Here is a 19574-nt window from a genome sequence, read left to right on the forward strand (position 1 = left end):
ATCGGTGCGTGGTAACGGACGCTTCGTCGCGCCCGCCCGTCGTCGCGCATCGACCGGCCATGCGCCGGCACGCCCCGCCTTTCGTCGTTCGGCGTGCGGGGATGTTCATGTCCGATCTTAACAAGGTGCCTGTCACCATCGTCACCGGATTCCTGGGCGCCGGGAAAACCACGCTCATCAGCCATCTGATCCGTAACGCGGGGGGGCGTCGACTGGCGGTGGTGGTCAATGAATTCGGGACGCTAGGGGTGGATGGCGATATCCTTGCATCCTGTGCCATCCCCGATTGCCCGGCCGACAATATCGTGGAACTGGCCAATGGCTGCATCTGCTGCACCGTCGCCGACGATTTCATCCCCACCGTGGAAAGGCTGCTCGCGCTTGATCCGCGTCCCGACCATATCCTGATCGAAACGTCGGGGCTGGCGCTGCCCAAGCCGTTGCTCAAGGCGTTCGATTGGCCCGCGATCCGCAGCCGCATCACCGTCGATGGCGTGCTGGCCCTCGCCGATGCCGAAGCCGTGGCGTCAGGCCGGTTCGCGCCCGATCTCGCCGCGCTCGCCGCGCAGCGGGCCGCCGATCCGGGCATGGATCATGAAACGCCGCTATCGGAACTGTTCGAGGACCAGCTCGCCTGCGCCGACATGGTGCTGCTGACCAAGAGCGACCTGGCCGGGCCGGATGGCGTCGCCGCCGCCCGCGCGCTCATCGCGGCGGAAACGCCTCGCCCGGTGCCGGTGATCGAACTGGTGGACGGCGTGGTCGATCCGCGCCTGATCCTGGGACTGGACGCCGCCGCGGAAGACGACATCGCCGCCCGCCCGTCGCATCATGATGGCGAGGACGATCATGAACATGATGATTTCGACAGCATGGTGGTCACGCTGGGCGACATCGCCGATCCGGCCTATCTGGTCGCGCGGATCGAGACGCTGGCGCGCGACCACCGCATCTTGCGGGTGAAAGGCTATGCCGCCGTGACGGGTAGACCGATGCGGCTGCTGATCCAGGCGGTGGGCGCGCGTGTGCGCCATCATTATGACCGGCCATGGCGGCCGGGCGAACCACGCGCCACCGCGCTGGTCGTCATCGCCGAACGGGCTGATATCGATCCGCCGACCATCCGGGCGGTGCTGCTGGGCTGATCCGGCGCGATGCACGTCATTTTTCGCGAGACGCATGGGCTGGAGGAAAGCGCCGTGCCGCAGGATCTGGGGCAATCGCCCTCGGATCTGATTGTGCTGTCCTTTTCGGATAGCGACCTTGGCGCGTTCGCGGCCGCCTGGCGGCAGGCGCGGGATCGGGCCGATGCGCCCCTGCCGTCGCTCCGGCTCGCCAACCTCGCCGCGCTTACCCACCCGCTGTCGGTCGACACCTATGTCGAACTTACGCTTGTCCACGCCAAGGGGATATTGATCCGCCTGATCGGCGGCACCGCCTATTGGAGCTATGGCCTGCAACAGGTGGCCGCCCTGGCGCGGGCGCAGGGCATCGCGCTGGCGGTCCTGCCTGCCGACGGGCGGCTGGACATGCGGCTGGACACGGCGTCCACGCTGCCCGAACCGCTGCTGCGCCAGTTCGCGCGTCGCTGCGACATGGGCGGCGTCGCGGCGGCGCGGGGCGCTCTGGGGATGCTGGCCGAGGCGGCGGGCCTGCACAATCCCTTTGGCTCGGACGATGCGCCGCTGCCGATGATGGGCGGCTGGCATCCCGACCTCGGCATCGTCGATCCCCACAGCGTCGCGCGGAACCCGGACCGGCCGTTGGTGCTCATCCTTTTCTACCGCTCCTATCTGACCGCCCATGATCTCGATCCCTTTGTCCAGCTGCACGCCGCGCTCGCACGGCAGGGCTTCGATGTGCTCTCGATCTTCGTCCCGTCCCTGAAAGCCCCCGACGCCCGCGATCAGGTGGCGCAATGGGTGGCCGACCTGCATCCGGCCGCCATCATCAACGCGACCGCCTTCTCGGCGCGAGGGGAGGGCGGGGACACCCCCCTAGACGGCGCAGGCGTCCCGGTCTTCCAAGTCGCGCTGGCGACGGCGTGGCGCGACGACTGGCGGGCGGCGGCGCGGGGTCTGTCCCCGGCCGATCTCGCCATGCATGTGGTGATGCCCGAAGTGGACGGGCGCATCTTCGCGGGCGTCGCCAGCTTCAAGGAATCGGGCGCGCGCGACGCCGCCCTGGAATTTGCCGATGTCGTCCACCGCGGCGATCCTGACCGGATCGACGCCATCGCCGCGCGGGTGGCGGCATGGGTGGCGCTGGCGCGCAGGCCCGCCGCCGCCCGGCGCGTCGCGCTGCTGCTCTCTACCTATCCGGGCAAAGCCTATCAAATGGCCCATGCTGTGGGTCTGGACGCGCTGGCCTCGGCCGAAGCGATCCTGACCGACCTTGCCGAAGCAGGCTATGCGCTGGGCGATGAGCGGTCGCCTGTCGCCGCACTGGACCGGACATGGATCGACTGGCCGTTGGAAGATTATCGCCGTTCGCTGGCCGGATTGCCGGATGCGCTGCGCGCTGATCTCGACCAGGCATGGGGGGCGCCACAGGATGATCCGGCGGTGCAGGATGGCGCGTTTCGCTTCGCGGCGCTGGCGATGGGCCATATTCTCGTCGCGCTCCAGCCCGAACGCGGCACGCCCACCACTCGCGAAGGCAATTATCACGACCTGTCGCTCTGCCCGCGCCACGCCTATGTCGCTTTCTATCTGTGGCTGCGCGACAGGGGGACCGATGCGCTGGTCCATATCGGCGCGCACGGCACGCTCGAATGGCTGCCGGGCAAGTCGGTCGCTCTGTCCGACGATTGCTGGCCCGAAGCGCTGATTGGCGCGACGCCCCTCATCTATCCCTTCATCGTCAACGATCCGGGCGAAGCGGCGCAGGCCAAGCGCCGCACCGCTGCCGTCACCATCGGCCATGTCCCACCGCCGCTGGTGCAAACGACCAGCGGTGCGGGCCTCCACCGGATTGAGGCGCTGCTCGACGAGTTTTCCAACGCCGACGGACTGGACCCGGCCCGTCGCGATCGGTTGCAGGCGACCATCGGCGACGAAGCGCGGGCGCTGGGGCTGGAGGCCGAGCTGGGCCTGGACGACGCGATGTCGCCAGCAGAAGCGATCACGCGGATCGACCGCTTCCTGTGCGACGTCAAGGAAAGCCAGTTTGGCGACGGCCTCCATATCTTCGGCCGGGGCGATCATGGCGCGGGCGAGCGGGCAGGGCTGCTCGCCGCGCTCGACGGACGGCGGGTGCCGCCGGGGCCAGCCGGTTCGCCCTATCGCGGGCGCGCCGACGTGCTGCCCACCGGGCGCAACCTCTATGCGATCGACCCGCGCGCCGTCCCGTCCCGCGCCGCCTATGCGCAGGGCGTTCGCTTGGCCGCGGAACTGGTGCGGCGGCACTTGCAGGATCATGGCGATTATCCGCGCGGGCTGGTGGTCGATCTGTGGGGATCGGCGACGATGCGCACGGCGGGGGAAGACTTTGCCATGGCGCTGCATCTGCTGGGCGCAAAGCCGATCTGGGACATGGCGTCGGAACGGGTGACGGGCGTCGAAATCCTGGCGCTGGCGCTGCTCGACCGGCCGCGCATCGATGTCACCCTGCGCGTATCCGGCCTGTTCCGCGACGCCTTCCCCACCTTGCCGACGCTATTCGGTCAGGCGGTGCGCGCGCTGTGCGGGCGGGACGAGCCGACCGACTGGAATCCCTTCGCGGGTCAGGACGCGGCCCCGCGCGTCTATGGCCCGCAGCCGGGGCGCTATGGCGTCGGACTGGGCGACAGGGGCGAAACCTACACAGAAGAAGCGCGCCGCGCCGCCGGCGAAGCCTGGCTGTCCGCATCGGACCACGCGCTGGACACGCCCGTCGCTTCGCCCGACCCGGACGGCCTGCGCTTGCGGGTCGCAGGGGCGGACGCCTTCGTCCATGCGCAGGATCTCCCCGAAACCGACCTGCTGCTCGCCGCCGACTATGCCGCGCATGAAGCCGGCTTCGCCGCCGCCAAGGCGCAGGTGGGGGGCGCGGCGAGCCTCTATCATCTCGACAATCGCGATCCCGCCCGCCCGACGGCGCGCACCCTGACCGAAGAGATCGCCCGCGTCGTTCGCGCCAGGGCCGCGCATCCCGACTGGGTGGCGGGGATGATGCGCCACGGCTTTCGCGGCGGCGCGGAACTGGCCGCGACGCTCGATCATCTAGGCGCCTTCGCGCATCTGTCGGGTGCGGTGCCCTCGCACCTGTTCGATCTCTATCATGACGCGACGCTGGGCCAGCCCGACGTGCGCGCCTTCCTCGCACAAGCCAATCCCGATGCGCTGGCGGCGATGGAGGCGCGGTTCGCCGCGCTTCATGCCGCCGGGCTGTGGACCACGCGGCGCAACTCGATCCTCGCCAGCCTGACGGGGGACGCATGAGCCACTTTATCCGCAAAGGCTGGTGCCCCGACGCATGGCGCCCGATGATGGCCGGCGACGGGCTGCTCGTGCGGGTGAAGCCGCGGCTCGGCCGCCTGACGCGGGATCAGGCGCTGGCCTTGGCCGACGCCGCGGCGACGCATGGCAGCGGCCTGATCGACATGACGCGCCGCGCCAATCTCCAACTGCGCGGCGTGTCGGAAAGCGGTTGGCCGGTGCTGCTGGAGCGGCTGCTGGCGCTGGACCTGGTGGATGCCGATGCCGACCGGGAAAAGCGGCGCAATATTCTTGTGCCCCCGATCTGGCGGCAGGGCGACGACAGCCACCGCATCGCGTGCGATCTGCTGGCGCGGCTGGATGAACTACCCGCGGCGTTGCCGGGCAAGACCGGTTTCGTGATCGACGCGGGCGTCGCCCCGCTGCTCCATGACCAGCCAGGTGATTTCCGCATCGAACGCAGCGACGCAGGCGATCTGATGCTCCGCGCCGATGGCCGATCTACCGGCTGCGCCATAACCCCAGGCGGCGAAGCGGAGGCCCTGATCGCGCTCGCCCATTGGTTCGTCGCCAGCGGCGGCGCGGCGGCCGGGCGCATGGCCCGGCACGATGCGCCGCTGCCCGGCTGGGCCACAGGGACGTTGCGGGCTGCCCCCGCCGCGATCCTCCCTTGGCGCAAGGGGACCAGCTATGGCCTGCCCTTCGGCCGCATCGACGCGGCGCTGCTGGCGCGGCTGGCGGCGACGTTGCCGCCGGACAGCGGCTTCCGCACCACGCCCTGGCGCATCCTGATGCTGGAAACGCCGGTGGATATGCAGGATGACGGCCTGCTCACGGACCCGGCCGATCCCCTGCTACGCATCGATGCCTGTCCGGGCCAGCCGGCCTGCGCGCAGGCAAGCGTCGAAACGCGCGACCTCGCCCGCCACCTTGCCCCCCTTATGGCGGGCCGCCTGCATGTGTCGGGCTGCGCCAAGAGCTGCGCCAGCGCCGCCCCCGCCGCGGTGACCCTGACCGGCCGCGATGGCCGCTACGACCTTGCCCTTGACGCGCCCGCCGGAGCGCCGCCCCTTCGCGCCACGCTCGACCGGGCCGCTGTCCTCGCCCATTTCGGAGCCGCCTGAATGCCCCATGCCTATGAACGGGATGGCGCCGCCATCTATCGCCAATCCTTTGCGACGATCCGGGCCGAAGCCGACCTCGCCCGCTTCACGGCGCAGGAGGAGCCGGTGGCGGTACGGATGATCCACGCCGCCGGCCTGGTCGATCTTGCGGCGCATATCCGTTTCACGCCGGATTTCGCCCACGCCGCCCGGACCGCGCTGGCGGCCGGCGCGCCGATCCTGTGCGACGCCCGCATGGTGTCGGAAGGGATCACCCGCGCCCGCCTGCCCGCGGCCAACCCGATCCTCTGCACGCTGCACGCCCCCCAAGTGCCCGCCATGGCGCAGGCGGCCCGCAACACCCGCTCCGCCACCGCGCTGGAACTCTGGCGTCCGCATCTTGCCGGGGCGGTGGTGGCGATCGGCAATGCGCCGACTGCCCTGTTCCATCTGCTCGACATGCTGGAAGACCCTGATTGCCCGCGCCCGGCGGCGATCGTCGGTTGCCCGGTGGGCTTCGTCGGCGCGGTCGAATCCAAGGCCGCACTCTGGGCCGCGCCGCCCGCACCCTGCTGCATCATCGAAGGACGTCTGGGCGGTAGCGCGATCACCGTCGCGGCGATCAATGCGCTGGCGAGCGCCGCGGAATGACGCCCGGCACGATCCACGGCGTCGGCCTTGGCCCCGGCGCGCCCGACCTGCTGAGCGTCCGCGCCGACCGGCTGGTGCGCGGCGCGCGGCATGTCGCCTATTTCCGCAAGGCCGGGCGACCCGGCCAGGCGCGGCGGATCGCAGACGGAATGTTGCGCTCGGACGCGATCGAAATCGCGATGGAATATCCGGTGACGACAGAAATCCCGCTGTCCGACCCGCGCTACAACGCCTGCCTGTCCGCCTTCTATACAGACTGCACCGCCCGCCTGACCGCGTTGGCGCATACGGGCGAGGATGTCGTCGTATTGTGCGAAGGCGATCCCTTTTTCTACGGCTCCTTCATGCATCTCCATACACGGCTGTCGGGAGTCGTCCCGGTCGCGGTGGTGCCGGGGATCACCGGCATGGCGGGCGCGTGGAACGCCACCGGCGCGCCGATCACATGGGGCGACGATGTCCTGACCATCGCCATGGCTACCCTCCCGGAAGAGGAACTGACCCGGCGCATCCGCGACACCGATGCGCTGGTGGTGATGAAGATCGGTCGCCACCTGCCCAAGCTGCGCCGCGCAGTCGCCGCCGCCGGGCGCGAAGACGCCGCCTGGCTGGTCGAACATGCCGCCATGCCCGGCGAACGCGTCACCCGCCTGGCCGATGCCAACAGCGTCACCCCCTATTTCTCCATCCTGCTGATCCATGGCCAAGGACGCCGGCCATGAGCGGCTGGCTCGCCATCGCCGGGCTGGGGCCGGGGGACGACCGCCTCGTCACGCCAGAAGTGACCGACTTGATCGCGCAGGCGACCGATATCGTCGGCTATATCCCTTATGTCGCCCGCATCGCCCCGCGCGCCGGGCTGACGCTTCACCCATCGGACAACCGCGTGGAACTAGATCGCGCCGCCCATGCCCTCTCCCTAGCGGCACAGGGGCGACGGGTGGTCGTCGCTTCGTCCGGCGATCCGGGGGTCTTCGCCATGGCGTCGGCACTGTTCGAGGCGCTGGAGGCGGGGCCTGCCCATTGGCGCGATCTCGACATCCGGGTGCTGCCTGGCATCACAGCGATGCTGGCCGCCAGCGCCCGCGCGGGCGCACCGCTTGGCCATGATTTCTGCGCCATCAACCTGTCCGACAATCTCAAGCCCTGGTCGCTGATCGAAAAGCGGCTGCGCCTGGCGGCGGAGGCGGACTTCGCCATGGCCTTCTACAATCCCCGATCGAAGGCGCGGCCGGACGGCTTCGCCCGCACGCTCGCCCTGCTGCGCACGCTATGCGGCGACGATCGCCCGATCCTCTTCGCCCGCGCCGTATCGACGCCGCAGGAGCAGTTGCAGATCGTCCCGCTGGGCGCAGCGCGCGCAGACATGGCCGACATGCGGACCGTCGTGATCCTGGGGTCGAGCCGCACCCGGCTGATCGCGCGGCCGCGTGGACCAATCCTTTACACGCCGCGATCGGCGCTGGACCGCCCGGCATGATCCAGCCAGCGCAACACCGCTTCGGGCGCATGCATCTCCGTCCGCACCGGCATGATCGGCCGGTCGATCATCAGAACCGGCAAGCCCAGTTGGCGCGCGGCGATGATCTTCGCCTCCGCCCCCGTGCCGCCCGCATTCTTGCTCACCACCATGTCGATGTCATGCATTTGCATCAGGCGAAGGTCGCCCTCCACCGAAAAAGGCCCGCGATCGACGACCAGGCTGTGATGCGGCAGGGCGGGGGGCATGGCCGGGGCATCGACGAAGCGCAGCAGATAATGATGCTGGGGCTGGGCGGCGAACGCCTCGACATGCATCCGCCCCAGCGCCAGCATGACGCGGCGCGGCGGCCCGGCCAGCGCCGCCACCGCGCCCGCTATATCCGCGACATGCGTCCATCTGTCCCCCGGCTGCGCGCGCCATGCCGGGCGCGTCAGGGCAACATGCGCCACCCCGGCGCGGCGGGCGGCTTCGACTGCATGCATGCTCATGGTCGCGGCGAAGGGATGGGTCGCATCGACCAGATGGGTGATACGCTCGGCACGCAGATAAGCGACCAGCCCCTCGACCCCGCCAAAGCCCCCGATGCGCACCGCGATTGGCTGCGCCAGCGGCGTGTCCGTCCGGCCCGCATAGCTCAGCGTCGCCGCCATGCCCCGTTGCGCCAGCAGACGGGCCAGCGCGCTGGCCTGCGATGTGCCGCCCAGCAGCAGGATGTTCGGCATGGCTGATCCTGTGTCCCAGGCCTGGTTGAAGATCATCGGCGTCGGCGAGGACGGGCGCTGTGGCCTGTCCGCCGACAGCCGCGCGGCGCTTGCGCGGGCGGATCTGGTCATGGGGTCGGCCCGCCACCTGTCGCTGCTCGCCCCGTTTAATCGCCCCACGATCGAATGGCCAGTGCCCTTCGCCGACGGGATCGACCGGCTGCTGGCGCAGCGCGGACGGCGGGTGGTGATGCTGGCGTCGGGCGATCCCTTCTGGTTCGGCGCGGGCGCGGCCGTCACGCGCCATCTGTCGCCGGACGAATGGGTCGCGCATCCCGCGCCATCGACTTTCACCCTGGCTGCGGCGCGCCTCGGCTGGTCGCTCCAGGACACCGCCTGCCTCGGCCTCCACGCCGCGCCGCTGGAGCGGTTGCGGCCTTATCTCGTTCCCGGCCGCTGCGTGCTGGCGCTGCTGCGCGACGGGCAGGCGGCCGAGGCTCTTGCCGGCTACCTTACCCGCACTGGCTTCGGCCCCTCGATCCTGCACATCATGGAGGCGCTGGGCGGCCCGCGCGAACGGTTGCGCAGCGTGACGGCCGACGCCTTCGCCCTCAGCGATGTCGCCCATCCCGTCGCGGTCGGCATCGCCGTCGCGGGCGAGGGCCTTGCCCTCCCGTCCGTCGCCGGGCGGCCCGACGCCCTGTTCGACCATGACGGCCAGATCACCAAGGCGCCGATCCGCGCCCTGACCCTGTCCGCCCTCGCGCCGCGGCCGGGCGAACTGCTATGGGACATTGGCGCAGGATCGGGATCGATCGGCATCGAATGGCTGCTCGCCCATCCGGCCAACCGCGCCTGCGCGATCGAGGCCGATCCGGCGCGCGCCGCGCGAGTGCGGGCCAATGCCGTCGCTCTGGGCGTCGACCGGCTCGACGTGCTGATCGGATCGGCACCTGACGCCTTGCCGACCGGAACCTTGCCCGATGCGGTGTTCATCGGCGGTGGCCTTTCCGACGTTCTGCTCCGCCGCCTGTCGGGACACCTTCCGGCTGGAACGCGATTGGTCGCCAATGCCGTGACGCTGGAATCCGAAGCGCTGCTGACGCGCTGGCATGGCGAACGGGGCGGCAGCCTGCTGCGCATCGAACTAGCGGATTGCGGGCCGCTTGGCGACCGGCGCGGCTGGCGGCCGCGCTTCCCGGTGGTGCAGTGGAGCACGCGGCTATGATCGTCGCAGGCTTCGGCTTTCGCGCCAGTGCGTCGCTGCATACGCAACGCAGCGCCTTCGACCTTGCCCGGCGCGGCCTGCCGCCCGTCACCCACCTCGCCACGCCCGAAGACAAGGCTGCGGCACTCGTGCCGCTGGCCGCCGCGCTGGGATTGCCGCTGCTGGCCATGTCCCCGGACGCGCTTGCCGCGATAACGACACCCACCCGTTCCCCCGCCAGCCTGCAAGCGCGCGGCGTCGGCAGCGTGGCGGAGGCGTGTGCGCTCGCGGCAGCCGGAGTGCAAGGCCGCCTGCTGCGCACCCGCCAGATTTCCCCCGATCGCATGGCCACCTGCGCCATCGCCCAAGGACTCTTCCCATGACCGTACATTTCATCGGCGCCGGCCCCGGCGCGCCCGACCTGCTGACCCTGCGCGGGCGCGATCTGATCGCCGCCAGCCCGGTCTGCCTCTATGCCGGCTCGCTGGTCCCGCCTGAACTGCTGGGCCACTGCCCGCCCGGCGCGCGGATCGTCAACACCGCGCCCCTAGATTTGGACGCCATCATGGCTGAAATCGCCGCCGCCCATGCGCTGGGCCAGGATGTTGCGCGGCTCCATTCGGGCGATCTGTCCATCTGGTCGGCGGTGGGCGAGCAACTGCGCCGGCTGCGGGCGATGGCCATACCCTTCACCATCACGCCGGGCGTCCCCGCCTTCGCTGCCGCCGCCGCGGCGCTGGAGGCGGAACTCACGCTTCCGCAACTGTCTCAGTCGTTGATCCTGACCCGCACGCCGGGCCGCGCCAGCGCCATGCCCACGGCCGAAAGCCTGGCCCATTTCGCCGTCACCCAGGCGACGCTCGCCATTCATCTCTCGATCCACAATCTCGCGCAGGTGGTGGCGGACCTGACGCCCGCTTATGGCGCGGATTGCCCCGTCGCGGTGGTGTGGCGCGCCAGCTGGCCCGACCAACGCATCATACGCGCCACGCTCGCGACGATCGAGGCCGCGGTAGCGGGCGGCTTGGAACGCACCGCCCTGATCCTCGTCGGCCATGTGCTCGAAGCGCAGCATTTCGCGGAGAGCAGCCTCTACGCGCCGGGCTATGACCGACGTTTCCGTCCACAGGACGCGACGTCCTGCTGCGCGGAGCCTGGCGCATGACCACGCCCGGCTTGATGATCGCCGCGCCTGCATCGGGGACAGGCAAGACCACGGTGATGCTGGGGCTGCTCCGCGCGCTGACGCAGGACGGCATGGCGGTGCAGCCGTTCAAGAGCGGGCCGGATTATATCGACCCGGCCTTCCACCGGGCCGCCTCCGGCCGCGCCTCGTTCAATCTCGACAGCTGGGCGATGGACGCCGGGTTGCTCGACGCCATCGCGCATCAGGCGACGGACGCGGACATGGCGATCGCCGAAGGATCGATGGGCCTGTATGACGGCGTCGCAAGTCCAGGGGCGACCGGCAACGGCGCCAGCGCCGACATTGCGCGCCGCATGGGCTGGCCGGTGATCCTGGTGATCGACGTATCCGGTCAGGCCCAGTCGGCGGCCGCCACCGCGCTGGGCTTCGCGCGGCTCGACCCGGACGTGCCCTTCGCCGGCGTCATCCTGAACCGCGTCGCCAGCCCCCGCCACGAACGGCTGGTGCGGCGCGGGTTCGACAGCATCGGCATCCCCGTGCTCGGCGCGCTGCCCCGGCGCGGCGACATGGTGCTGCCCGAACGCCATCTGGGCCTCGTCCAGGCGGCCGAACATCCCGATCTCGATCGCGCGATCGCCGACTATGCCGCCTTCCTGCGCGCCCATGCCGATCTGCCCGCGATCCGCAGCGCCGCCGCCGGGGGGAACGGCCAGGCGGGGCGATTGCCACCGCCACCCGCCCAGCGGATCGCGATCGCGCGCGACGCCGCCTTTTCCTTCCTCTATCCCCATCTGCTGCAAGGCTGGGCGCAGGGCGGGGCGCAGATACTGCCTTTCTCGCCGCTCGCGGACGAAGGCCCGGATGCCGACGCCGATCTCGTCTGGCTGCCCGGCGGCTATCCCGAACTTCATGCCGGCCCCATCGCCGCGGCGCACACCTTCCTGGCGGGCCTGCGCCGCCACGCGCAAACCCGGCCCGTCCACGGCGAGTGCGGCGGCTATATGGTGCTGGGGGAGGCGCTGATCGACACATCGGGCGCGCGGCACCCCATGGCCGGCCTGCTCGGCCTCGTCACCAGCTACGCCCAGCGCCGGATGCATCTGGGCTATCGCCATGCCGAACTGCTGGCCCCGATCGCCGGGCTGGCCGCCGGGACCAGATTGCGCGGCCATGAATTTCATTACTCCACCATAGTGGCCCAAAGCGATGCGCCGCTGGCCCGCGTGACCGATGCGGAGGGTGTGGAGATGCCGGAAACCGGATCGCGTCGCGGTCCTGTCACCGGCAGCTTCTTCCACATGATCGCGCCCGCCGCATGATCGACCTGGCGCTCATCGGCATCGGCACCGGCAATCCCGATCATCTGACCGCGCAGGCGGTGCAGGCGATGAACCAGGCCGACCTCATCCTGCTGCCGCGCAAGGGCGACGCCAAATCCGACCTGATCGACCTGCGCCGCGCGATCTGCGCACAACGGCTGACCGCGCCGGTGCGGGTGGTCGAATTCGACTTGCCGGTTCGCGACGCCACCGATGATTATCTGGGCTCGGTCCATGACTGGCACGCCGCCATCGCCGCCACCTGGCAGGCACAGATCACCGCGCATCTGCCCAACGGCGGCCGGCTAGCGCTGCTGATCTGGGGCGACCCGTCCCTCTATGACAGCACGCTGCGGATCGCCGACCGGCTGATCCAGGCGGGAATGGACGTCGCCGTTCGCGTCATACCCGGCATCACCAGTATCCAGGCGCTGACCGCCGCCCATGCCATTCCGCTCAACCGGCTTGGGGAGCCGGTCACGATCACGACAGGCCGGATGCTGCGCGCACGGGGCTGGCCGCGCGATGCCAGGACGGTGGTCGTCATGCTCGACGGCAACTGCGCCTTCGCCACGCTGCCGCCGGACGGCATCGCCATCTGGTGGGGCGCGTATCTCGGCATGCCCCACGAAGCGCTGATCCATGGTCCGCTCGCCGACGCGGCACCGCGGATCGCGACGGCACGCGCGGCGCTGCGTGCCCGCCATGGCTGGATCATGGACGTCTATCTGATGCGAAAGGAACAAGCCGGTGCAAGCTGAAGACGACACGCAAGCCCGCCACGCCGACAAGATGCGCAAGAAACAGGCCGCCCAGGCGAAGATCATGGCGACCAAGACCCAGGAAAAGGGGCTGCTCATCGTCCACACCGGCAAGGGCAAGGGCAAGACCAGCGCCGCGCTCGGCATGGTCGTGCGCGCGATCGGCCACGGCATGAAGGTCGGCGTGGTCCAGTTCGTCAAGGGCGCGATGACCACCGGCGAAAAGACCGTGTTCGACGCTTTTCCCGAACAGGTGGAATTCAAGCAGATGGGCGAAGGCTTCACCTGGGACACGCAGGACCGGGCGCGGGATGTCGCCGCGGCGCGCACGGCCTGGGACGAAGTGCGGCGCATGGTCGCCGATCCCGCCTATCATATGGTTCTGGCCGACGAGTTGAACATCGTCCTGCGCTACGATTATCTGCCGCTTGACGAGGTGCTGGCGGTGCTGACCGCCCGCGACGCCATGAAGCATGTGATCGTCACCGGCCGCAATGCGCCAGACGCGCTGATCGACGCGGCCGATCTCGTCACCGACATGACGATGGTCAAGCATCCCTTCCGGTCGGGCGTGAAGGCGCAGGCGGGGATCGAGTTTTGAACCCCATCGAATCGTCAAACTAAAGGATGAAGACTCATGCTGACCCCCGTCGATGACGGCCCCGCTGTCGTGGCCTGCAACACCTGTCGCCACAGCGCGACCGATCGCGAGGACGACAGCGGCGCCCGTGGCGGCGCGCAGCTGGCGGCGGCGCTGCGCGACGTGCGCGCTAGCGACGCGCGCTATGCCGGCATCGCCGTGCAGGAAATGCCCTGCCTGTTCGCCTGCGCGGAATTTTGCACCGTGCATCTGCGCGCGCCGGGGAAGGTCGGCTATGTGCTTGGCCGGTTCGCGGCGGACCGGGACGCGGCGACCGCGATCCTTGACTATGCGGTCCATTATGCCGCCAGCGAGCATGGCCGGGTGCCCTTCAAACAATGGCCGCAGGGGGTGAAGGGCCATTTCATCACCCGCACCCCGCCGCCCGGCTTCGTCGCGGAATGATCCGCTTCGAAACCCCCGCCGCCTTCGACGCGGCGCTGGCTGATCTGTCCGCGCCGGATGCCGCCGCGATCGCTGCCGCCCGCGCGCGGCAGGACCAGTTGACCAAGCCTGTCGGTTCGCTGGGTCGGCTGGAGGAGATCGCACTATTCTTCGCCGGCTGGCAGGGCACGCCGCGACCGGCGATCGGGAAGGCGCGCGCCGTGATCTTCGCGGGCAACCACGGCTGCGTCGTCCATGGGGTGAGCGCCTTTCCCGCCAGCGTGACCGCCGCGATGGTCGCCAATTTCGCGGCCGGGGGCGCGGCGATTAACGCGCTCGCGGGCGCGGCCGGGCTGGACCTGAAGGTGACAGCGCTCGATCTCGACCGGCCCACCGCGGATTTCACGCTGGACGCCGCCATGGATCAGGACGACTGTCTCGCCGCCCTGTCCGCCGGGGCCGCTGCCGTCGAACCCGGACTGAACCTGCTGGTCGTGGGCGAAATGGGCATCGGCAACTCGACCGCCGCCGCCGCGCTGTGCGCTCGCGCCTTGGGCGGCCCGGCGGCCGACTGGGTGGGTCCGGGCACCGGCGTCGACGCCGCTGGGGTCGCGCGCAAGATCGCCGTGGTGGAGCGCGCACTGTCCCGCCATGCCGCCGCGCCCCACACCCCGTTCGAAACCCTGCGCCGCCTCGGCGGGCGGGAAATCGTCGCGATCGCAGGCGCAGTGCTGGCGGCCCGCCACCTGCGCATCCCCGTGGTGCTGGACGGTTTCATCAGCGGCGCGGCGCTAGCCCCGCTCGCCGCAGCGACGCCCGCGATCACGGACCATTGCATCGCGGGCCATATGTCTGCCGAACCGGGCCATGCCCGCCTGCTTGATCGGCTGGGCCTCGCGCCCCTGCTGCGGCTCGACATGCGTCTGGGCGAAGGCAGCGGCGCAGCGGTGGCGGTATCGGTCATCCGCGCGGCGCTGGCGGCGCATAATGGCATGGCGACCTTTGCGGAAGCCGACGTGGCCGATACGCTATGAGCGACTTCCTTCTCCACCTGCTGCGTCATGGCGAACCGGAGGGGGCGGGACGGCTGAACGGCCGCACCGACGCTAGCCCGACCGCCGCCGGTATCGCAGCCTGCGCTGTCCGGGCGCGCGACCTGGGGCTAGAGACATTACTCGCCTCCGACCTCTCCCGCGCCCGGCTGGCGGGCGAGGCGATCGGCCGCGCGGTCGATCTGCCGCTCACCCTTGATCCGCGCTGGCGCGAACTGGATTTTGGCGCATGGGACGGCCTGCTCGCTGAAGAGGTGGACGGCCTGGCGCTGTCCCGCTTCCGCGACGATCCCGATCGGCATCCCCCACCCGGTGGCGAGCGCTGGTCTGCCTTGACCGGCCGAATTTCCGCCGCGATCGATACGCTGTCCGCCCGCCCCACCCTGATCGTCACCCATGGCGGCGCGATGCGGGCCGCGGTGGCGATCCTGTGCGGGCTGGACGCGCGGCAGGTCTGGGCGATCGACCTGCCCTATGCCAGCCTGTTGTCGTTGCGCGTCTGGCGAATGCCGGACGCCCCGACAACGGGCCAGATCGTGGGCTTGCGCGCATGAAGGGGCTGGTCATCGCCCTCCAGTTCCTCACCCGTCTGCCGATGCCGCGCGTTCATGCCGACGAGCAGGATTTCGCCCGGTCGATGCGCTGGTTTCCCGCCGCCGGGCTCGTGATCGGCGCGCTGCTCGCCGCCGCAGCCATGATCGGCCTGCTTGCCGACGACTGGACCGCTGCCCTGTGCGTCCTGCTTATGTGGGTCTGGATAACCGGCGGCCTGCATCTCGATGGCCTGTCCGATCTCGCCGATGCGCGCGGCGCCGGGCATAAAGACCGGACGCGCTTCCTCGCCGTCATGGCCGACCCCCATGTCGGCAGTTTCGGCGTCGTGGCGATCGTGCTGCAACTCCTTGCCAAGCTGGTGCTGCTGCACGGCATCGTCGAAACCGGCCCTCTGATGGCGCTGATATGCATCCCCTTCGCCGCCCGGATCGGCCCCTTGGTCTGGACCCTGTGGCTCCCGCCGCTGCACACCGGACTGGGCGCGCGTTTTACGACCGGGATCGCCCCCCGACACGTCATCCTATGGGCAGCCCTGCTCGGCGCGAGCGCGCTCGCCTACCCACCCCTGCTCGCCGGGCCCGCGCTCATCCTGCTCTGGGGCTGGTGGCTCAAACGCCATGTCGGCGGCGTATCGGGCGACTGCCATGGCGCCGGGATCGAACTGGTCGAAACCGGCCTACTGGCGGCCCTGCTGCTCGCCCGCCACCTTTAGATCAGCTGGACGCCGCCCGCGACAAGCCACAGCAGCAGGCACGCCCTTCGATAGACCGCCAAGGCCCGGCGAATGTCGGCCGCATCGGCGGCCTCGCGCCCTGTGCCGATCCACGCCTTGTCATACGCCTCGCCGTCATAGCGGACCGGCCCGGCCAAGCGCAGCCCCAGCGCGCCGGCCATCGCCGCCTCGGTCCAGCCGGCATTGGGCGATGCGTGCCGCCGCGCGTCGCGCAACATGGTGGACCATCCGCCGCCGCCCGCCAGGCAGATCAGCCCGCCGCCCAGCCGCGCCGGGATCAGGTTCGCGCCATCGTCGATCCGCGCCGCCGCCCAGCCAAAGGCGCGCCACCGTGCCTCGCGATGGCCGATCAGGCTGTCGGCGGTATTGATCGCCTTATAGGCCCAGACCCCCGGCAGGCCGAGCGCCAGCAGCCAGAACAGCGGCGCGGCCACACCGTCGCAAAAACTCTCGGACAGGCTCTCGATCGCCGCCCGGCTCACCCCGGCTTCGTCCAGTTCCGCAACGTCCCTGCCCACGATCATCGCCACAGCCTGCCGCGCCGCGGGCAAGTTGCCCCGCTCCAGCGCGTCCGCCACCGGCGCGACATGATCGTGCAGGCTGCGCTGGGCGAGCGCGGGAAAGGCCAGCAGCGCGATGCCGATCCAGGCGAAAGGCCCAAGCGCACAGGACAGGCCGGCTTGCAGCGCCCATCCGCCGCCGCCCGCGATCCCGACCAAAAGCCCCATCGTCGCGACACCCTGCGCCTGCCGCCGCATCGCGCCATGCGCAGGCCGGTTGCCCCACCGCTCGCAGGCATCGATCACCCGCGCGAACAGGCCGACCGGATGTCCGATCCGCCGATACAGCCAGTCCGGCCAGCCCAACGCCGCGTCCAGCGCCAGCGCGACGATCGCTACCGGTTCACTCATCGCCCAGCGCGCGATCAAGCCGGTCCAGATCCGCCGCGCAGCCTGGCACGCCCAGCCGCAGCCAGCGCGGCGCATAAGCGAAGGGGCGGGTCAATATCCCCTGCCGCGCCAGCCGCGCGAACAGGCCGGCGGCGTCGCCATCGACCAGCCGGAACAGCGGCGACGCCCCCTGCGGTTCCAGCCCATGGCGGCGCAGCACCGCATCCATCGCATCGGCTCGCGCGCGCAGCCGCGCGCGGGTCGCGGCGATCCACCCGGCATCGGCATAGGCCGCCACGCCGATCGCGTTCGCGGCGGCCGACACCGGCCAACTGCCGATCGCCGCGCGCCATGGCGCGATGATCCCAGGCGGGGCTACTGCGAAGCCCAGCCGGACGCCCGCCAGCCCGAAAAACTTGCCGAAGGATCGCATGACGATGATCGGCTCGCTCCCGGACAATCGGGGCAGGATGCTGGCGTCGCGATGTGCATCGACAAAGGCCTCATCGATCACCAGCCAGCCACCGGACCGCGCCAGCGTCGCCCCGATCGCTAAGAGGCTATCGACCGCGATCAGCCGACCGTCGGGATTGGCGGGATTGGCGCACAGGATGGTGCCTCCAAGCGCGGCCTCCTCCGCCAGTCGATCGGCCGAGATCGCCCGGCTGCCGGGCAGCGCCTCCCCATGGGTGCCATAGCCCGGCGCGACATGGCGAAACGGCGCGGGCAGGGGCAGGCCACGCAGCCAGCGCAAACCGAACTCCGTGCCGGGCAGCGCCAGCACATTGCTAGCCCGCACGCCGAAATGGCGCGCCGCCGCCGCTTCCAGCGCGCCAATCGCCGCCGCATCGGGCAGACGCTGCCAGTCGATCGCAACCTGCGCCACGCCCGGCCATGGATCGGGATTGATCCCGGTCGACAGGTCCAGCCATGGCGCAGGCGCGTCAGGAAAGGCGATCGCTGCATCCGACAGCCGACCGCCGTGAATGGTCCAGTCGGACAGGTCCGTCATGTCGCGTGCGTCGATCATGGGCTGTCGTTCGCCAATCCCACGCTATAGGACAATAGAAAACTACCGCACCGGACGAAACATGATCCATCCATTCGACCATTCGCAGCTCGTCCTGGGCGGCGCACGCTCAGGCAAGAGCCGCTTCGCCCAGACGCAGGCGGAAGCGCTGCCCGGCGAACTTGTCTATATCGCGACGGCGCAAGCCTTCGACGCGGAGATGGGGGACCGGATCGCCCGCCATCGCGCGGTACGCGGGCCGCGCTGGCGCACGGTCGATGCGCCGCTCGCGCTCGCCGCCGCGATCCTAGCCGAAAGCCGCCCCGGTAATGTCATACTGGTCGATTGCCTGACCCTGTGGGCTTCCAATCTGCTGCTGGGGGAACAGGATGCCGCCGCCGCGCTGTCCGAATTGACAACTGCCATTGCCCAAGCGCCGGGCAAGGTCATTCTGGTCACCAATGAAGTCGGGCTGGGCATCGTGCCCGACAATGCGCTCGCCCGCCGCTTCCGCGACATCGCCGGCGACATCAACCAGGCAATGGCGGCCTGCGTCGACAGCGCGATATTCATCGCGGCCGGACTGCCGATGGTCCTCAAATAGCCTTCAGGCGAAGATATCCGCAAGATCCTGCGACTGCGGCCCATCCTTCCACGCGCGCAGGTCGACATAGAGGCTGGCCTGCACCGTGCTCCAGAAGGCGATGATCAATGTGTTGCTAACCGCCGACACCAGCAGATAGGGCAGCGACAGTGCAGCCGCCCCGATCGCCTGCGGCGTCATGCCGCCCGCCAGTATGACCGCGCCAAACGCCGCGGACACCAGCCAAATCAGCACCAGCAACAGCATTTGCAGCCCAAAGATGCGCCAGCGTGCGCCTTTGGTCAGGAATCGGCTGCGCGAAAAAGCGGCAAACACCCCGCTATCTTCCGCCACCAAAGTCGGCACTGCGACCGACCACATCAGGAACAGGATCACGCCGGGCACGAAGAACAGCGTGAAGCCGGCCATGATCCCCAGGATCAAAAGAATGGTGAGGCCGATCAGCGGCACTGCCTTGACCAGACCTGCCCCTATACATTGGGCAAAACTCGCCCGCTGCCCCTGCGCATGGGCCAGTGTCGCCCGGACGAGCGCGCCCTGCACCAGCATGGACAGCAGCAGGAAGACGACGAAGGAGGCGACCGATACGGCGATCGTCCCGATCGTGCTGGCCCGGTCCGCGCTCGCCAGCGTCGATCCGACGAAATAACCGTAGAGAAATTGCGGGATCGATCCGAACAGAAAGGCGATGCCGAAGGTCGCGAGCGGATTGTCGCCCAGCGTTCCGAAGGCGCGGCTCAACACCCGGCCGACCGAAAAGGCGCGTTCTTCGCTCAAGGCCACCCGCGTCGCCATCTTCCCTATTCCCCCGTTTTGAAGCTCGCACCGGATGCTGTCGCATCCGACCGACTTTGTCATCCTTTGAATGGCTTGCGCGAGCCTCCCCAGCCAACAGAAAGCGCTGCGTTTGACCGGAT

21 protein-coding genes are annotated in these 19574 nt (G+C 69.7%); 17 read left to right on the forward strand and 4 right to left on the reverse strand.

What is annotated here, in order from left to right:
• Positions 1 to 107: 107 nt before the first annotated feature.
• The 6 genes from cobW to cobJ are packed head-to-tail and all read left to right on the forward strand — an operon-like array spanning position 108 to position 7652.
• Positions 108 to 1145, forward strand: a complete 1038-nt coding sequence (cobW, locus tag CEQ44_RS22695; RefSeq protein WP_088183478.1) for a cobalamin biosynthesis protein CobW — start codon at positions 108 to 110, stop codon at positions 1143 to 1145.
• 9 nt (positions 1146 to 1154) lie between these two features.
• On the forward strand, positions 1155 to 4421 hold the full coding sequence (cobN, locus tag CEQ44_RS22700) for a cobaltochelatase subunit CobN (protein ID WP_088183414.1): 3267 nt from the start codon (positions 1155 to 1157) through the stop codon (positions 4419 to 4421).
• Positions 4418 to 5542, forward strand: a complete 1125-nt coding sequence (locus tag CEQ44_RS22705; RefSeq protein ID WP_088183415.1) for a cobalamin biosynthesis protein CobG — start codon at positions 4418 to 4420, stop codon at positions 5540 to 5542. Before cobN ends, CEQ44_RS22705 begins: the two co-directional genes overlap by 4 nt.
• The gene (locus CEQ44_RS22710) at positions 5543 to 6172 is read left to right on the forward strand and encodes a precorrin-8X methylmutase (protein ID WP_088183416.1); all 630 of its coding nucleotides are present in this window, start codon (positions 5543 to 5545) and stop codon (positions 6170 to 6172) included.
• Positions 6169 to 6894: a precorrin-2 C(20)-methyltransferase gene (gene cobI / locus CEQ44_RS22715; protein WP_088183417.1), complete on the forward strand. Its 726-nt coding sequence runs from the start codon at positions 6169 to 6171 to the stop codon at positions 6892 to 6894. Before CEQ44_RS22710 ends, cobI begins: the two co-directional genes overlap by 4 nt.
• On the forward strand, positions 6891 to 7652 hold the full coding sequence (cobJ, locus tag CEQ44_RS22720; RefSeq protein WP_088183418.1) for a precorrin-3B C(17)-methyltransferase: 762 nt from the start codon (positions 6891 to 6893) through the stop codon (positions 7650 to 7652). Before cobI ends, cobJ begins: the two co-directional genes overlap by 4 nt.
• Here the strand turns inward: cobJ and CEQ44_RS22725 are convergent.
• The gene (locus CEQ44_RS22725) at positions 7616 to 8377 is read right to left on the reverse strand and encodes a cobalt-precorrin-6A reductase (RefSeq protein WP_088183419.1); all 762 of its coding nucleotides are present in this window, start codon (positions 8375 to 8377) and stop codon (positions 7616 to 7618) included. The genes cobJ and CEQ44_RS22725 overlap by 37 nt on opposite strands.
• On the opposite strand from CEQ44_RS22725, the gene cbiE reads away from it, so the two are divergent.
• The 10 genes from cbiE to cobS are packed head-to-tail and all read left to right on the forward strand — an operon-like array spanning position 8376 to position 16133.
• Positions 8376 to 9584, forward strand: a complete 1209-nt coding sequence (gene cbiE, locus CEQ44_RS22730) for a precorrin-6y C5,15-methyltransferase (decarboxylating) subunit CbiE (RefSeq protein ID WP_088183420.1) — start codon at positions 8376 to 8378, stop codon at positions 9582 to 9584. The two genes, CEQ44_RS22725 and cbiE, sit on opposite strands and share 2 nt — an antisense overlap.
• Positions 9581 to 9946: a cobalamin biosynthesis protein gene (locus CEQ44_RS22735; RefSeq protein WP_088183421.1), complete on the forward strand. Its 366-nt coding sequence runs from the start codon at positions 9581 to 9583 to the stop codon at positions 9944 to 9946. Before cbiE ends, CEQ44_RS22735 begins: the two co-directional genes overlap by 4 nt.
• A complete protein-coding gene (gene cobM / locus CEQ44_RS22740; RefSeq protein ID WP_088183422.1) occupies positions 9943 to 10728 on the forward strand; it encodes a precorrin-4 C(11)-methyltransferase in 786 nt (261 codons plus the stop codon). The genes CEQ44_RS22735 and cobM overlap by 4 nt, the downstream gene beginning before the upstream one ends.
• A complete protein-coding gene (locus tag CEQ44_RS22745) occupies positions 10725 to 12029 on the forward strand; it encodes a cobyrinate a,c-diamide synthase (protein ID WP_088183423.1) in 1305 nt (434 codons plus the stop codon). The genes cobM and CEQ44_RS22745 overlap by 4 nt, the downstream gene beginning before the upstream one ends.
• On the forward strand, positions 12026 to 12790 hold the full coding sequence (gene cobF, locus CEQ44_RS22750; RefSeq protein ID WP_088183424.1) for a precorrin-6A synthase (deacetylating): 765 nt from the start codon (positions 12026 to 12028) through the stop codon (positions 12788 to 12790). The genes CEQ44_RS22745 and cobF overlap by 4 nt, the downstream gene beginning before the upstream one ends.
• Positions 12780 to 13391 carry a cob(I)yrinic acid a,c-diamide adenosyltransferase gene (gene cobO / locus CEQ44_RS22755; RefSeq protein ID WP_254913669.1) on the forward strand — a complete coding sequence of 204 codons (612 nt, stop codon included), beginning with the start codon at positions 12780 to 12782 and terminating at the stop codon, positions 13389 to 13391. The genes cobF and cobO overlap by 11 nt, the downstream gene beginning before the upstream one ends.
• Positions 13392 to 13427: 36 nt before the next feature.
• Positions 13428 to 13835, forward strand: coding sequence for a DUF1636 domain-containing protein (locus tag CEQ44_RS22760; RefSeq protein WP_088183425.1), 408 nt, complete (start codon positions 13428 to 13430; stop codon positions 13833 to 13835).
• Entirely contained in the window at positions 13832 to 14848 is a 1017-nt protein-coding gene (gene cobT, locus CEQ44_RS22765; protein ID WP_088183426.1) for a nicotinate-nucleotide--dimethylbenzimidazole phosphoribosyltransferase, read from the forward strand. Before CEQ44_RS22760 ends, cobT begins: the two co-directional genes overlap by 4 nt.
• The gene (locus CEQ44_RS22770; RefSeq protein ID WP_088183427.1) at positions 14845 to 15420 is read left to right on the forward strand and encodes a histidine phosphatase family protein; all 576 of its coding nucleotides are present in this window, start codon (positions 14845 to 14847) and stop codon (positions 15418 to 15420) included. Before cobT ends, CEQ44_RS22770 begins: the two co-directional genes overlap by 4 nt.
• Positions 15417 to 16133: an adenosylcobinamide-GDP ribazoletransferase gene (gene cobS, locus CEQ44_RS22775; RefSeq protein ID WP_088183428.1), complete on the forward strand. Its 717-nt coding sequence runs from the start codon at positions 15417 to 15419 to the stop codon at positions 16131 to 16133. The genes CEQ44_RS22770 and cobS overlap by 4 nt, the downstream gene beginning before the upstream one ends.
• Here the strand turns inward: cobS and cbiB are convergent.
• Positions 16130 to 17065 (reverse strand): adenosylcobinamide-phosphate synthase CbiB, encoded by a 936-nt coding sequence (gene cbiB, locus CEQ44_RS22780; protein ID WP_088183480.1) that lies wholly within the window; start codon positions 17063 to 17065, stop codon positions 16130 to 16132. The genes cobS and cbiB overlap by 4 nt on opposite strands.
• Positions 17058 to 18074 carry an aminotransferase class I/II-fold pyridoxal phosphate-dependent enzyme gene (locus tag CEQ44_RS22785; protein WP_254913668.1) on the reverse strand — a complete coding sequence of 339 codons (1017 nt, stop codon included), beginning with the start codon at positions 18072 to 18074 and terminating at the stop codon, positions 17058 to 17060. The genes cbiB and CEQ44_RS22785 overlap by 8 nt, the downstream gene beginning before the upstream one ends.
• A 61-nt stretch (positions 18075 to 18135) precedes the next feature.
• Between CEQ44_RS22785 and cobU the strand changes: the two genes are divergently transcribed.
• Entirely contained in the window at positions 18136 to 18657 is a 522-nt protein-coding gene (cobU, locus tag CEQ44_RS22790; RefSeq protein WP_088183429.1) for a bifunctional adenosylcobinamide kinase/adenosylcobinamide-phosphate guanylyltransferase, read from the forward strand.
• Between the two features lie 3 nt (positions 18658 to 18660).
• Here the strand turns inward: cobU and CEQ44_RS22795 are convergent, their stop codons facing one another.
• Positions 18661 to 19452: a hypothetical protein gene (locus tag CEQ44_RS22795; RefSeq protein ID WP_088183430.1), complete on the reverse strand. Its 792-nt coding sequence runs from the start codon at positions 19450 to 19452 to the stop codon at positions 18661 to 18663.
• Positions 19453 to 19574 lie beyond the last annotated feature (122 nt).

This window comes from Sphingobium sp. Z007 (assembly GCF_900013425.1).
GTDB lineage: Bacteria > Pseudomonadota > Alphaproteobacteria > Sphingomonadales > Sphingomonadaceae > Sphingobium.